Source organism: Pseudoalteromonas sp. BSi20652 (assembly GCF_000239855.1).
GTDB lineage: Bacteria > Pseudomonadota > Gammaproteobacteria > Enterobacterales > Alteromonadaceae > Pseudoalteromonas.
Map to the genome: position 1 here is coordinate 30,876 of NZ_BADT01000131.1, position 14,579 is coordinate 45,454.

Consider the following 14,579-nt stretch of genomic DNA (forward strand, 5'->3'; position numbering starts at 1 on the left):
CAATAAGGTTTGCTCTTAGCTGAGCAAGCCGACACAGAAATAAAGGAAGTGGTAAATTAATGCACGTATTAATGGTTGCAGCAGAAAATGATGCGTTACCCAACGCAAAAGTAGGCGGAGTTGCTGATGTAGTTCGCGATGCTCCCAAAGCACTTGCAGAACAAGGAATAACAGTCGATGTTGTTATTCCTGATTACGGTTTTGAACACCTTAATCGCGTTTATATTGGTGAAGTCACCGTGGCATTTCACGCGCAACCACATACCTTAAAACTTTACAAAATAGTACAAACTCAACGTAATGTAACTCAAATTGTGATTAGTCATTCGCTATTTAGTGATTCTGGCCTCGTGTATTGCAATGATGCGCCGGGTAGGCCTTTTGCAACTGATGCGACTAAGTTTGCATTATTTAATATCGCTGTTTGTGAAGCTTTACTGCAGGGAGTACTTAGACGCCCTGATGCAATACATTTGCATGATTGGCACAGTGCCTGTGTCTCTGTTTTACTAAAGTTTGAGCAGCGCTATAGCTCACTTTTTAATTTGCATATTGCTTACACTGTTCACAATATTGCATTGCAAGGCATTAGACCTTTTAAGCATGATGATTCTAGCTTAGAAGCTTGGTTTCCTTCGCTTAGCTATAATGGTCAGCATTTATGTGATCCCCGTTATCCTAATTGTTTTAATCCTATGCGCAGTGCCATTAACCTGTGCGATAAAGTACATGTTGTATCCCCTACTTACAGCGAAGAAGTACTTAAAACAAGCAATTACGAGCATGGTTTTTTTGGTGGCGAAGGGCTTGAGCTCGACCTGCAAAATGCTGCAATAAAAGGTAAGCTTGTCGGTATTTTAAATGGCTGCGAATATCCAAGTAATGCACTTGAAGGAGCAACCATCGCCGATTTTTATAGCCAAGCCGAGAGCACTTTGTTTACTTGGATGGCAAATAGCGAGCAGTTACAAAGCGGTTACTATATTGCCCACCAACGACTACAGCAATTTAAAGCAACGGTTAATAATGGGCCATTAGTCACAAGTGTTGGCCGACTTACAGATCAAAAAGTTTTGTTATTGTGCCAGCAGATTAATGGAGCTTTAGCTATTGATAAAGTGTGCCAAGTTATTAATGAATATAACGGCAGACTCATTGTTTTAGGTTCGGGCGACAAAGAACTCGAAAGCATATTTACAAAAGCAATGGCGCGTAATTCTAATCTTTTATTTTTGAAAGGCTATGGTCAAGGTGTTGGCGATTTAATGTATCAAATAGGTGACTTATTTTTAATGCCAAGCTCGTTTGAACCTTGTGGTATTAGCCAAATGTTGGCAATGCGTGCCGGGCAACCATGTTTAGTACACAGTGTTGGCGGATTAAAAGACACGGTAAAACATCATGAAAATGGTTTTAGTTTTAATGGCGACACGTTAGCAACGCAAACGAGTAATTTAATTAGCTGTTTAGACGAAACTCTCTTAATTAAAAAGCAGAATCCTAAAAAGTGGCATAAAATAAAGCACAGCGCAGAGCAAATGCGTTTTTCGTGGCCGCAAGTGGCAGCCGATTATATAACAACCTTATACCGGTAAATCGTTACTGTACTTTAAAGTTTAGTGACAATTGTACCTGCTTAGGGTTTAATTACTTAGTATTATATAAAAACTAAGAAGTAGGTAATGTGTCTGTATTTGTTGCAAGGCAAGCAATATTCAATCGCAGTAAAAAAGTAGTAGCCTATGAGCTACTTTTTCGTGATAGTCCAAAAAATTATTTTCCAGATATTGCCGAAGGCCAAGCAACAGCAAGGCTTATTATGGAAAATCAATTAAATTTAGGTACACGTCATATTACATCAGGTAAAAAGGCACTTATTAATATAGGGCCTGAATCATTAAAGCTCGATTTATGTGCTTTTTTACCATGTCAAGATGTTGTTATTGAGTTACTCGAAAGCATTGAACCTACCGACGACAACTATGAACTGTGCCGAGGTTTATTTCATAGTAACTACAAACTCGCACTCGATGACTTTGTATATAAACCACAATGGGATCGTTTTTTAAAGCTTGTTAAGCTCATTAAATTTGACATTGCAATTACACCTCTTTGCGAAATACAGCCCATAATTAAAAAGTTACAGTCGCATAAACAAATAAAAATACTAGCCGAAAAAATAGAAACCCAAGAAGATTATAAGCTCGCCTTTGATATGGGGTTTGATTATTTTCAAGGTTATTTTTTTGCAAAACCCACCATGATCAAACAAAACGACATCGACTATAACTATGGTTTAGTTGTCGCTATTTACGCCGAAATAATGAAAAACAGTCCAGATATAAAAGCTATATCTGGACTGTTTGAGCTTGATGCTGCGCTTGCATATAAATTACTGCGTTTAATTAATAGTGGTGTTTTTCCTATACAAAGCCAAATATCGTCATTAAAGCAAGCGCTTGTGTATTTAGGTCATGAACGCCTTAAAAAGTTTGTGAGCCTTATTGTTACTGCTCATACCGCAGGTAAAAAACCTGCGGAGCTAATGCAAGTGTGTGTTGTACGTGCTCGTTTTTGTGAGTTGTTAGCAAAAAAGGTTAATAAGAGCCAGTCAGGCGAAGCATTTTTAACTGGGTTATTTTCACTGCTAGATGCAATCCTTGATCAACCAATGAGCTTACTTGTTGAAAAACTACCTTTCCCTGATGAAATAAAAACGGCATTATTAGGGGATAAAAACACACTTTATTATATTTTAAACGTTGTTAAAGCATACGAAACAGGAAGCTGGTGGTCACTTGAACAAGCTGTACTTTTGCTAAATATAGACAGTGCTATACTTCCTCCACTTTACCAGCAGTCAGTCGATTGGGCTGACAGTTATAAGAATAATATTTAACGGATAATAGCTTTAATGCGCAATTATAATATGGACTTTATTCGCGGCGTTGCCGTGCTTGGCCTAGTTTACATGAATGCTTATGCCTTCGGCCTTTTTGAATACGGGTATACCTCTTTAACTAATCCTCCTGTAAGCGACTCAATTATTCACACCTTTAGCAGCGTGTTTGTAGACGGGCGTTTTAGAACACTGTTTAGTTTGCTTTTTGGCGCCGGGCTTTATATTCAGTGGCAACGTTATAAGTCTGAGGTGCAGTTAAAAAGCAGGCTCTATTGGTTAATCCTCTTTGGTTTAGCGCATGGTTTTTTACTTTGGGCAGGTGATATTTTATTTGTTTACGGTGTATCTGGCTGGCTTGTTATTAAATATTTAGAGCGTGATAGCACTGTTCTTTTAAAAAGAGGACTTGAGTTTATTTTGTTATCGGGTGTAGCTACTGTGCTTATTGTATCTAGCGTACCCGATGAAGTGATTTACCGTGATTCAGCACAGTTTATAGATTTATATAACCCACACTATATTGATTACTTTATTAGTAACCTCGCCATGAACACATTGATGCTTGTTATGGTGCCAATAATGACAATGTGGATGTGCGTGGGTCTTATGCTCATTGGCATTTATTTATATAAACAAGGCGTTTTTAGTAAAGGCTTAACGACTCAGCAATTAATAGTTTGCGGTGCAATGACCCTTGTTTTTTGTGGACTCAGGCTTTATGCATCACAGCTTAATGGCAGTTTAGGATATGGGGTGCAAGAATTTGTAAATATGTTTGCGGCCCTAGGTATGGCTACGCTGTATATTCACTTAATTGTTAAATTTTGCAATAACAGCGCACACGTTGGCACGCTTATTCAACAAGCAGGGCGCTTAGCATTTACTTTATATATTAGCCAAACACTCATACAACTATTGTTATATAAAGTGCTATTTACGCACTGGGTGCTCAGTTTTGATCGTATTGACTATTGGTTAGTTGCAACAGCATTAGTTGCACTGCAGCTTATATTTACCTTTTTATACAGCCGCTATTTTAATCAAGGTCCGCTTGAATGTGTATGGCGTAAATTAACTAAAGTAAAAATTAGTGCTTAAACGCCTATAAATAGTAAATTAGGGGCGAAAAAATAGTGTGGGTGGTTTACACTACTCGCCTTAAAAATTACTACGCTATAAGTGCCATGACCGAATTAAAACGTTTAAATAAATTTATTAGTGAAACAGGATTTTGTTCACGCCGCGAAGCCGATAAATATATTGAGCAAGGTCGTGTCAGCGTTAACGGCTACTCCCCAGAAATGGGCGTAAAAGTAGCCGTTACCGATGTTGTATTAATTGATGGTAAGCCACTTAAAGCCACACCAAAGCGCGTTTACATTGCCTACAATAAACCCGTTGGCATAACGTGTACTACCGAAAGTAAAATTCAAAGTAATATTATTCGCGCAGTAAATTATCCTACGCGTATATTCCCAATAGGGCGCTTAGATAGACCGTCTGAAGGGCTTATATTTTTAACTAACGAAGGCGATATCGTTAATAAAATTTTACGTGCGGGCAATAATCACGAAAAAGAATACGTTGTTACGGTAGATAAACCGCTTAATCGTCAGTTTGTTACAAAAATGGCGAATGGTGTGCCTATTTTAGATACCGTTACTAAAGAATGTAAAGTAACGCAAAGTGGCCCCAAAGAATTTAAAATAGTACTTACTCAAGGTTTAAACCGTCAAATACGCCGCATGTGTGAATACTTAGGCTACGAAGTGGTAACCTTAAAACGTACGCGCATAATGAACGTAACACTTAAAGGTTTAAAAGTAGGACAGTGGCGTCACTTGTCAGATATTGAAATGGCGCAAATAAACGATTCAATTTCTGACTCAGGTAAAACCCAAGAACACTCGGTTGATACTAATAAGCAATCAGAAAATAAGGCTCCTTTAGCACCTAAAAAACGTGATTTTCAGGGCGAAAACCCACGACGCTTTAATAATGGTGATCGAAATAATGAGCGAAGTACTGAGCGAAATACAAATCGTAACTCTGAGCGCCGCAACGCTAATGGCGAGCACAAAAATGAGCGCAGTAATGCACCTTATCAAAAGCGTTCTACTACTTATGTGGGTAAGCCAAAAAGCATTAAAGAGAACAAGTCGTCTAATGCTAAATCAGACTCAAAACCAAGCTCGGACCGTATTCTCAGTCTAAAAAAATAATGTGCAGCTAAGTGGTATTCTACTACCACTGTATTTCTTGTACTATATTACCCAGTGGGCTTTTAACGCCCACTAAGTTTACGTTGTTATTTTGCAAACTCACCAATCTACCTTTATCTAAATACCATCTAAAAGTGTGCTTTTTATAGCTTTTTAAATCCAGTACAGTCAGTTTTGCGCAACTGTATTCATAATCAGTTGGGCAAGTACCTACTTCGAGTAACTGATATTCTTGCTGCCATATATTATCGCCGTATTTATTAGCCAGTAACTTTACTGAAATACATACTGACGTCCACAACCATAAGTAAATTAAAATAGGTAAACCGATTGGTATAAATACTGAACGGAACTTCCCGTGTTCAACAATATAATCCTTAACCGTATGTTTAAATTCAACGTTATTATTGTATTTTTTATATAGGTGCTTAAATAAAGCAACCGATAACACGATCGTCATTATTGGAAATAACGTAAATGTTAAAGTGTCATATATACCGTTGGGGATAAACGCGGGATCGGCTTGTTCATCCCATGCAAGTATAACCAGTGGAGGGGCTGTTGCTAAAAGTAGTAACGCGCTGTTGAATAGTTGTTTAAAGGTCACAGGTTATCCGCTTATAAAGTGTTGCTTTGTATAAAGCCTCAATTAGCTCTTAAGTGCTAAAACCAATGTAAAATAAGAGTATACCTAAATAAATTGCAATCGCCGATAATGCGTTCTTAGAGCGCAGGCGTTTAACTATATCGCGTGTACCATCAAGCATGCCTGAAATTACCAGCAGTAAACCACCTGTAAATCGGTAGTTGTTTAAGTTCACGTTACCATTATCGTCAGTTATAAAGCGTAAATAACCAAAAAGTATAAAAAGACTGCCCGCTATTAGTACTGCTATTTTAAAGTTTTCCAATGCTTTTCCATAATATTGAGTTAGATACTAAAACGCCACTAAGTTGAGTCATTATAATTTTACTATATTTCGAATTTAAATTTTGCCTAAATCCATTAAATGGCCTCATTATGTCGCTATATTAGGCGTATATACGCTAAAGCCTGATTTATATTGTGCATTAGCAAGTACACCTTAGTTATATTTTGGGTAAGCTGTTAAGATGCGCCGTCTTAATAATGTAGAAAGGTTATAGAAGTAACATGTCAAAATTTTTCTTTATGGGTAAGCCCGATATAATGGGTAAAAATAACAGTAATGGATTTGCGCCAAATCGTACCGTAAAGGTCGGCACAGAGTTACACCCGTTAACGCTAATTGTAAACTCAGCTGAACGACAATCAGAAATAGAAGCAATACTAGAAGAGCATTCGCTGTTTGCTTCAATTGAAGTTAAAGCGGAAGCACCAGAAGATATTCGCGAACTAGACTTTGCGCTTAGCAAGTCAACACCACAAGTATTTGATAAAGTACCAGAGCGTAACGCACCTTGTGTATGTGGTAGCGGCAAAAAATATAAGAAGTGTTGCGGTTAGTTTCTTAACAACTAAATATGTAGCCTTTCTTTTTTCATCGGTATTAAATAAAAATGCCACTGACCTTGAGCCAGTGGCATTTTTAATGTTAACCGATTATATGTTTAACTACTTACGTGGCTCGTAATCAATTCTAAATATAACCGTGTACAGTACTGGCACTACAATTAGAGTCAAAATTGTAGCAAAGCCTAGACCAAACATAATCGTTACCGCCATTGACTGAAAAAATACGTCAAATAACAGCGGGATCATACCCAAAATAGTAGTTATAGCTGCCATTGCAACCGGTCGTACACGGCTTACACCAGAGTCAAACACGGCTTCATAGGGCGATTTACCTTCCCTTAATTCAAGATTTATTTGATCAACTAATACAATACCGTTTTTGATTAGCATACCGCTTAAGCTTAATAAACCAAGCAGTCCCATAAAACTAAATGGAGCATTCATCGCTAACAACCCTGCGCTCACGCCAATAATCGCTAATGGTACAGTTGCCCAAATAACAAGAGGTTGTTTTACTGAGTTAAATAGTAAGACCGTGACTGCAAACATAGCTAAATAACCTAGCGGTAATGAGCCAAAAATTGCTTTTTGCGCCTTGCTTGATGATTCAAATTCACCGCCCCATTCAAGCTCATATCCATGTGGTAGTTTTATGCCTTCTACCGACGCGCGAATACGGGCAAATAGTTTTGCCGGTGTTTCATCACCTAATACATTGTTGTCAGCCATAACGGTAATAGTACGTTTTCGATCGCGGCGCATTATTAAGCTGTCTTCCCACTGCACATCAAATTCGTCTACAACCTGAGTCACTGGCACAAATACACCCAATACAGGGCTGTATATTTGAAGGTCGTGTACGCTTTCTACGTTTAAGCGCTCGTTAGCCGGAGAGCGAGCAATAATAGGTAGCAACTGCGTGCCATCGCGATATACGCCCACTTGTTTTCCCGATAAGCTCGTTAGTAATACATTGTCTAAGTCTGATTTACTAATACCTAATCGACGTGCTTTTTGCTCATTAAATTGCGGGCGAATCATTTTGGTTCGTGCGCGCCAGTCATCTCGAATATTAAATGCACCGTCGTCCTTGCCTAATATCTCTTTGGCTTTAGCGGATAACTGCCTTAATACCACGGGGTCAGGACCCGAAAAACGTGCTTCTATTTTTGCATCAGTAGAAGGGCCAATTTCCATAGGTTTAATTTTAAGCTGTGCAGAGAGTGCATAATTGTGTGAGTAATCACGCACTGTTTGCATTACAGTTGCTACGGCTTCTCTATCGGCAACACGAATAATTAATTGCCCATACGCTGGGTATGATTTTTCTGGCGCGTAGGTAAGCATAAATCGCGGTGCACCTTGACCTGTTGTGCTGGTTACTTCTTCAACAAGCTGTTCTTTTAATAAAAACTGTTCAAGTTTTTTAATGCCCTCAAGGGTCGAGCGAATATCAGAGCCTTGCTCTTGCCAGTAATCTACATAAAACATAGGCGTATTAGAGGCAGGAAAAAACGACTGTTTTACAGAGCCAAAACCAACAACCGCTGTACACAGTAAAACAACCATTAATACAAGCGTGGTTTTTCTAAAGTGCAGGGCTAAATCTAAAACCGTTTTGTAGCCGTTAAAAATGAACCCTTTATACGGATCTTCATGTTCTTGCCCTTCTTTGTTTTTAAATTCGTTTTCTTTAAACATTAAATTGGCAAAAAATGGCGTTAGCGTAATGGCTGTTATCCAGCTTAATAAAAGCGAAATAAACAACACCCAAAACAAGCTACCGGCAAATTCACCACTGGCATCAGAGCTTAAACCAATGGGTGCAAAGGCAGTGACTGCAATGACTGTTGCACCTAATAAGGGCCATTTTGTTTGTTCAACAATATTCACAGCTGCTTTTAGTTTTGTTTGACCCCGTTTAAGGTTTATAAGTATACCTTCAGTGACGACTATTGCGTTATCAACCAGCATACCAAGCGCAATAATAAGCGCGCCCAACGATATACGTTGTAAGTCGATAGCAAACAACTTCATAAATATAAACGTACCCAATACAGTTAGTAGTAAAATCCCACCAATTAAAATACCGCTTTTTAAACCCATAAATAACAGCAGAACTACAATAACTATCGCAATGGCTTCTAGCAGGCTAATAATAAAACCATCAACTGATTTTTCTACTTCTTTAGGTTGGTTATACACAGAGCTTATATCAATACCATGTGGACGTTGGTATTCAAGTGAGGCTAAATGCTCATCTATGTGCTTACCAATATCAACCACGTTAACGCCCGATGTAAACGACACACCAATTAAAAGTGCTTGTTTGTTGTTAAAGCGAATAATGTTATTAGGTACTTCAGCGTATTCTCTATAAACCTTTGCAACATCGCCTAAATAAATAAGTTCACTTTCACCTGATTTTGAAATGAGCAACGTTTCGAGCTCTTTTACGTCTTTAAATTCACCGGTAGGGTGTAAGCGGATTGATTCATCACCCACGCGAATTTTACCGGCGTTAGAGACTGTATTTTGTGATTGTAATAATTGAAATATATGACTTGGTGCAATACCCAACTGAGCCAATTTACGTGTAGAAATTTCTACCATAACTTGAGCTGTTTGTTCACCCGCTATTGTTACTTTACTTACGCCTTTAACCAATACCAGTTCACGTTTTAAAAAGTCGACGTAATCTTTAAGTTCATCATACGAATAACCATCACCGGTTACCGAATACATAACACCGTAAACGTCGGCAAAGTCGTCCAAAATAGTGCTTGGGTAAACACCACTGGGTAATGACGGAGACAGGTCGTTAATTTTACGGCGCATTTCATCCCAAATTTGGCGAAGCTGCTCTTTACGGTAAGTGCTTTTCATTTCAACAGTAATTTGTGATTTCCCGTTAGATGAAATAGACGTAACGTAATCAACATAAGGTAATTGCTGAATCGCGTTTTCAATCGGAAAAGTAACTTCTTCTTCAACTTGCTGCGGCGAAGCGCCAGGGTACATGGTAATAACCATGGCTTTTTTAAGCGTAAACTCAGGGTCTTCTAGTTGCCCTAAATCAAAGTACGACACACTACCGCCAATTAATAGCAGCAGCGTAAACATCCAACTGATTACTTTTTTCTCTATGGAGAGTTGTGCAAAGCTCATAATTATAAGCCTCGCTCTTTATTCCATGCTCTTACTTTCATGCCTTCTTTTAGTGAATGTACACCGGCTGAAACCACAATTTGGCCTTCTTTAATACCACTTAACACTTCAATACCATCGCGGTGCAACTGGCCAATTTTTACAGCTTGTTTATGCACTTGGCTAGTTTTTGAATCAAAAAGCCATACGTAGGCGTTATCTTCAATTGATTCTCGTGACTCAGAAAACACCGACTCGATAGGTAAGATAGTGTAGGCAACTTGCGAGCGCGTTACTTTACTTAAATCTATAAGCACGCTGCCCGTCATACCCGCTAGTAAATTAAAGTCCTCAGGTACCGGTAGCGAAAACACAACTTTATAGGTAAGCGTTGCAGGGTCGGCTTGGGTGTCCCACTCTTTGATATCAAGAGTGTATTCTTTATCGTCAAAGCCATCAAACTTTACAGTAGGGTGGTAATCGGTGCCTCTTTTAAGGCGAGCGATTATTTTTTCAGGAACCTGGATTTCTACGTCCATTAAATCGCGTGTTTCTAAGCGTAATATATTTTGCTTTGCTTGAATATTTTCAAAGTTTTTAACAAACACCTTAGCGACCGTACCTGAAAATGGTGCGCGTAGTTCGCTGTACTCAAGGTTTGTTTGTGCAATTTTAAACGCAGATTCAGCAATTTGCATATTAGCAGTGGCTTGATCTAATTCTGATTGGCTGGTGATTTTTTTCTCAAACAATTGCTCAATACGGCCAAGTTGTGATTTTGCCAGCTCAAAGCGTGCTTTACGCTCGTCAAACTGTAATTGAAAATCTTCTGGATCCAGTTTTGCTAATAAATCACCTTTTTCAACGTTTTCACCAGCAAGAACCGGAAACTTAATAAGTTCACCGTTTACCCTAAAAGCAAGGTACGAGCCTTGGTTTGCAACAACTTCAGCAGGGAAACTACGAATGTTAATTTGCGTATCATGACCTATGTTGAATAATTTAACAGGGCGAATAGGCTCTTCTTTAACTTGTTGTTCTGGCTCAGAACAGGCTATTAAGCTAAGTAAGGTCGTTGTTAATAAACATAGACGAAAGAGTTTCATGTCTTCTCCGTTGCAATGATGGCAAAATAATTAAGTGCAGCATACGCTGCAAACATATAAAATAAAAATCATTAAATTTTAGAAACTCAATAAGTTTTACTTATGATGTTGCAGAGCGGTATATGAAGCTGAATCAATTAATAATTTTAGATGCCATAGTGCAAAGCGCAAGCTTGAGCGGGGCAGCACTAAAGCTACATAAAACGCAGCCAGCACTTACACTCGCTATTAAAAATCTAGAAGAAAAAATAGGGTTTGAGTTACTAGACAGAAGTAAGTACCGATTACAGCTTACTGAAAAAGGACGTGTTTTTCACCGCGAAGCGCAGCAACTACTGCATGCCAACGACGAGCTAGCACAGCTCGCTAAAGAATTGGCATTAGGTAATGAACCCCAATTTAGAGTTTGTTACGAACAACTTTGTCATATGCAGAGTTACAACGAGATCATAAGTAATACTTTTAGGTTATTTACCAGCACAGAGTTTAGCTTAACCAGCGGGAAGCGCTTTATTTCATTAGAGCAAGTAAACAGTGGGCAAGCCGAATTAGGTATTGGCCCGTGGTTTGATTTATTTCACGCGACAGGCGATTTAGAAAGCGTACCCATAGGCAGACTCGATATTGGCATTGTGAGTGCTAAAGGCGTACTCCCTCAAAAACTCACCTATAGCGAACTGCAAACGTATCCGTGTTTAGCCATGTTTGAAAGTGACTTGAGTATCGACAGCGACAGGCTATCGTACTCAAAAGGCTCCGCCATGATGAAAATTGATGATGTATCTACCTTAAAATCGTTTTTACTCTCAGGTGCGGGTTGGGCAATGATGAGCCTAGAGCACTGCGACCCTGAAATAAAAGCAGGCTTACTTCAAGAAATACACATAACTGACCGAGAGCATAAATTTAGCGCGCAAATTAGAGCCTTTAGACAACATGCAATGCACCACGGCCCTGTAGCGCGCACTATCTGGGAGCAATTTAAACAATTAAGTAAGGAATATTCTAACAACAATGGATATTGATAAAGAAACACTTATTTATACTGTTATCGCAGGCATACCAGTAGGAAAAGTAGCAAGTTACGGGCAAGTTGCAGCCCTTGCGGGCTACCCGCAAAACTCACGATTGGTGGGGCGCTTATTAAAAATGATGCCAAACGACTCAGTTATACCTTGGCACAGGGTAGTGAATGGCCAAGGTAAAATATCATTCCCTGAAGGTAGCGAAAAATACCAAGAACAACGCGAAAAGTTATTATCAGAAGGAGTGTTGTTTAAAAACGACAAAGTGAATATGCGCGAGTGCCGGTGGGAGTGATATGACTATTATTGGCAGGTAATTGTCATCGCCGACTACGACGACTTAGCCTGTTGTTATGTGCATTTGTGCCAGTGATACTCCATTTGCTTAGCTGTTTGCTCAGCTAAATTTAAGGTCGATAGTTCTGACACTAAGTGTAAACTCATATCAATTCCAGCTGATATCCCACCAGAAGTTATATATTTACCTTGAGAGACCCAACGATGATCACTCACAACATTTAATTTCGGATAGGTAGCACTGAGATCGGCTATATCTTCCCAATGCGTTGTAACTGTTAAACCATTTAGTAAATTAGCTTCAGCTAAAATGAACGCGCCTGTACAGACAGATGCGACTCTTTTTGATGTACTAGCAACATTCGAAATCCAAGATATTACAGCAGGCTTTTTAACTTCCTCTGTATGTATACCTCCAACAACTATAAGCACATCAATATTCGGATGAGTCTCAAATGAGAAATGTGCGTGCACTGGAAAACCACCACGAGCTTTTACGACATCAGGTTTTTCAGAAACCAAAAATACATTCCAATTTTTATTGCCTAAACGATTTGCAGTGCTTAACACTTCAAATGGTCCAGAGAAATCAAGAACTTCTGCATCATCGTATATGTATATTCCGATATTCATACTCTGTATACTCCATTACACATAACAATCTTAAAATGCGCTAATCACGAATACTTCTGCTGTTGCCACGCTCATTTTTCTGCTTTATGTAGTTTTAACAAATTACCTAAAATATTACTATTACTAAGTTTTATATTATCTTTGGTAAAGCTAAATGTAATAACATGCGAGTGTCGCAAAAGTGCCAATTGCAGACAGTGGTAACGCCCAAATTTAGCGCGGAAAGCAGCGCAGCAGCTTGACGTCGCAGCCCAGACTTTTTGCTGGCGATAAAATTTGTTTGTTATACGCCATCAATAAAGCCTAATAATGCACTAATAGAGCTAAAAAACAGAGGCTTGTTATCATGTGGTACGTTATGACCCGTTTGATTAGTAACCATATGGATAGAATTTGCATTATTGATGATCATTGACTGGTGCAAATCCCGCCAGATCTTTTTACCCTGCACACTATGCCCAATCCACCAGTCACTTTCATTTAATTTTGATGAAGTGACTATAACTACAGGAATTTTATTGGCAATATCGTCATCAGCAATCATTTTCTGATGATAAATTTCCTGTAGGAGATCCCATTCAGGCTGGTTATTCATCATTCCGTTTAATTTAGTAGTATCTCGTTTCGCCCACGTTGCGTCGTATTTATTTAATTCACTATCAAACAACTCATGACTTGGATCGATCAACAGTAACCCTTTTACCCGCTCGGTATAAGCGGCAGCAAATGCTCTGACATGCAAGCCACCAAAGGAGTGACCAATTAAAATTAGATTTTCTTTTGCGTTAATAGTCGAAAGCAGTTTTTCGAGTCGTTGATTTGAACTAGCTAAACTAACGTCTTTGGCAACCTGAGATTTTCCATTCCCAGCACGAGAATATATAACTGCTCTGATATTTAATTTTGAAAGGTCTGTTAATAACGGGTGCCAGTAAGCTAAGCCCATTCCGATACCTGATTCAATCACCAAAGTTTTGCTTCCAGCACCGATATCGATGTATTCCATTTGAATGCCATCAATAACTAAGACTCTTGGTTCCTGAGTTCCCGCAATGACTGGACTGGCATATAAGACAAATAAAAAAAATGTTAATCGAAAAATCAAGCGCAACTCCTGTGCGTATAACGAGGCTGGAGAATAAGTTTAACAGCCAAAATGGGTAAAAACGAGCTCCTGTAATCGTTCCTCAGCACTTTTTCGGCATTAGGAAATACATTTGAAACCCATAAACGGGCTTATTTTCTTTAAAAGGAGTAATTCTAAAGCCTCACGCCCAAATTATGCGCTGCCGAAGGTGATCTGCATTTATTTGTAAGGAATTTATAGCGACTCTACACTTTCTCTCCATTTTTTGAAGGAAAATCTATCATTATATTCAATTCGTTTAGCTACTGCTCTAGGGCTTCGGCCTAAATACTGAGAAATCTCACTTGCTGTCATCTCAAATTCAACAACCATCACTCTTAGTTTTTCCAAGTCGATAGTACTCCAAGGTTTACCGTTATTTCTATATTTTAGAGCAGCTTTCTCTCTGACTTCTACTCTTTGCTTCCTAGAAATTTCCCTGACAGTAAGAACATCTTGGAGTTGAATCTTAGCTAAAGAAAAAGCGGTTGGCGGAGTTGTAGACTTATTAATATTTTTGTATTACAATGTTAGAAGCATCATCAAGATCAGGCAAACAATCAAAATCAATATTTATTTTTCTGACTTTGGTATTTTCAATCTTACCCAAAATACTAATATCTTTT

Annotated in this window: 13 protein-coding genes; 7 read left to right on the forward strand and 6 right to left on the reverse strand. The window is 38.6% G+C overall.

Translation table 11 applies throughout. From position 1 onward, the window contains the following. The first annotated feature begins 59 nt into the window (after positions 1–59). The 4 genes from P20652_RS07265 to rluF all read left to right on the forward strand — a co-directional run bounded on the left by P20652_RS07265 (position 60) and on the right by rluF (position 5,124). On the forward strand, positions 60–1,595 hold the full coding sequence (locus P20652_RS07265) for a glycogen synthase (protein WP_008169665.1): 1,536 nt from the start codon (positions 60–62) through the stop codon (positions 1,593–1,595). Between the two features lie 89 nt (positions 1,596–1,684). Further along, a complete protein-coding gene (locus P20652_RS07260; protein ID WP_008169667.1) occupies positions 1,685–2,899 on the forward strand; it encodes an EAL and HDOD domain-containing protein in 1,215 nt (404 codons plus the stop codon). A gap of 30 nt (positions 2,900–2,929) precedes the next feature. Next, on the forward strand, positions 2,930–4,000 hold the full coding sequence (locus tag P20652_RS07255) for a DUF418 domain-containing protein (protein ID WP_008169668.1): 1,071 nt from the start codon (positions 2,930–2,932) through the stop codon (positions 3,998–4,000). Between the two features lie 86 nt (positions 4,001–4,086). Next, positions 4,087–5,124, forward strand: a complete 1,038-nt coding sequence (gene rluF / locus P20652_RS07250; protein WP_033017568.1) for a 23S rRNA pseudouridine(2604) synthase RluF — start codon at positions 4,087–4,089, stop codon at positions 5,122–5,124. Between the two features lie 22 nt (positions 5,125–5,146). On the opposite strand, the gene P20652_RS07245 is transcribed toward rluF, so the two are convergent. Together P20652_RS07245 and P20652_RS07240 are read right to left on the reverse strand one after the other, a co-directional pair. Then, positions 5,147–5,731 carry a hypothetical protein gene (locus P20652_RS07245; RefSeq protein ID WP_008169670.1) on the reverse strand — a complete coding sequence of 195 codons (585 nt, stop codon included), beginning with the start codon at positions 5,729–5,731 and terminating at the stop codon, positions 5,147–5,149. A 49-nt stretch (positions 5,732–5,780) separates the two neighbouring features. Further along, positions 5,781–6,035, reverse strand: a complete 255-nt coding sequence (locus tag P20652_RS07240) for a hypothetical protein (protein WP_008169671.1) — start codon at positions 6,033–6,035, stop codon at positions 5,781–5,783. A 242-nt stretch (positions 6,036–6,277) separates the two neighbouring features. Between P20652_RS07240 and P20652_RS07235 the strand changes: the two genes are divergently transcribed. Further along, positions 6,278–6,610 (forward strand): PBPRA1643 family SWIM/SEC-C metal-binding motif protein, encoded by a 333-nt coding sequence (locus tag P20652_RS07235; protein ID WP_008169672.1) that lies wholly within the window; start codon positions 6,278–6,280, stop codon positions 6,608–6,610. A gap of 108 nt (positions 6,611–6,718) precedes the next feature. Here the strand turns inward: P20652_RS07235 and P20652_RS07230 are convergent, their stop codons facing one another. Next, positions 6,719–9,787: an efflux RND transporter permease subunit gene (locus P20652_RS07230; protein WP_008169674.1), complete on the reverse strand. Its 3,069-nt coding sequence runs from the start codon at positions 9,785–9,787 to the stop codon at positions 6,719–6,721. 2 nt (positions 9,788–9,789) lie between these two features. Further along, positions 9,790–10,872, reverse strand: a complete 1,083-nt coding sequence (locus P20652_RS07225) for an efflux RND transporter periplasmic adaptor subunit (protein ID WP_008169675.1) — start codon at positions 10,870–10,872, stop codon at positions 9,790–9,792. 122 nt (positions 10,873–10,994) lie between these two features. Here P20652_RS07225 and P20652_RS07220 point away from each other — a divergent pair, with 122 nt between their 5' ends. Both P20652_RS07220 and P20652_RS07215 read left to right on the forward strand, forming a co-directional pair. Beyond that, positions 10,995–11,897, forward strand: a complete 903-nt coding sequence (locus P20652_RS07220) for a LysR family transcriptional regulator (RefSeq protein WP_008169676.1) — start codon at positions 10,995–10,997, stop codon at positions 11,895–11,897. Further along, positions 11,887–12,192, forward strand: coding sequence for an MGMT family protein (locus tag P20652_RS07215; protein ID WP_008169677.1), 306 nt, complete (start codon positions 11,887–11,889; stop codon positions 12,190–12,192). The genes P20652_RS07220 and P20652_RS07215 overlap by 11 nt, the downstream gene beginning before the upstream one ends. A gap of 56 nt (positions 12,193–12,248) precedes the next feature. Here the strand turns inward: P20652_RS07215 and P20652_RS07210 are convergent, their stop codons facing one another. Both P20652_RS07210 and P20652_RS07205 read right to left on the reverse strand, forming a co-directional pair. Beyond that, complete coding sequence (locus P20652_RS07210) at positions 12,249–12,827, reverse strand: DJ-1/PfpI family protein (protein WP_008169678.1); 579 nt, start codon at positions 12,825–12,827, stop codon at positions 12,249–12,251. Between the two features lie 283 nt (positions 12,828–13,110). After that, positions 13,111–13,932, reverse strand: a complete 822-nt coding sequence (locus P20652_RS07205; protein ID WP_033017564.1) for an alpha/beta fold hydrolase — start codon at positions 13,930–13,932, stop codon at positions 13,111–13,113. Positions 13,933–14,579: the final 647 nt, after the last annotated feature.

Excerpts from the sequence above, each read along its gene's own strand:
- P20652_RS07265 (WP_008169665.1), top strand. The coding sequence starts at position 60 with ATGCACGTATTAATGGTTGCAGCAGAAAATGATGCGTTACCCAACGCA.
- P20652_RS07255 (WP_008169668.1), top strand. The coding sequence starts at position 2,930 with ATGGACTTTATTCGCGGCGTTGCCGTGCTTGGCCTAGTTTACATGAAT.
- rluF (WP_033017568.1), top strand. The coding sequence starts at position 4,087 with ATGACCGAATTAAAACGTTTAAATAAATTTATTAGTGAAACAGGATTT.
- P20652_RS07235 (WP_008169672.1), top strand. The coding sequence starts at position 6,278 with ATGTCAAAATTTTTCTTTATGGGTAAGCCCGATATAATGGGTAAAAAT.
- P20652_RS07230 (WP_008169674.1), bottom strand. The coding sequence starts at position 9,787 with ATGAGCTTTGCACAACTCTCCATAGAGAAAAAAGTAATCAGTTGGATG.
- P20652_RS07225 (WP_008169675.1), bottom strand. The coding sequence starts at position 10,872 with ATGAAACTCTTTCGTCTATGTTTATTAACAACGACCTTACTTAGCTTA.
- P20652_RS07220 (WP_008169676.1), top strand. The coding sequence starts at position 10,995 with ATGAAGCTGAATCAATTAATAATTTTAGATGCCATAGTGCAAAGCGCA.
- P20652_RS07215 (WP_008169677.1), top strand. The coding sequence starts at position 11,887 with ATGGATATTGATAAAGAAACACTTATTTATACTGTTATCGCAGGCATA.
- P20652_RS07210 (WP_008169678.1), bottom strand. The coding sequence starts at position 12,827 with ATGAATATCGGAATATACATATACGATGATGCAGAAGTTCTTGATTTC.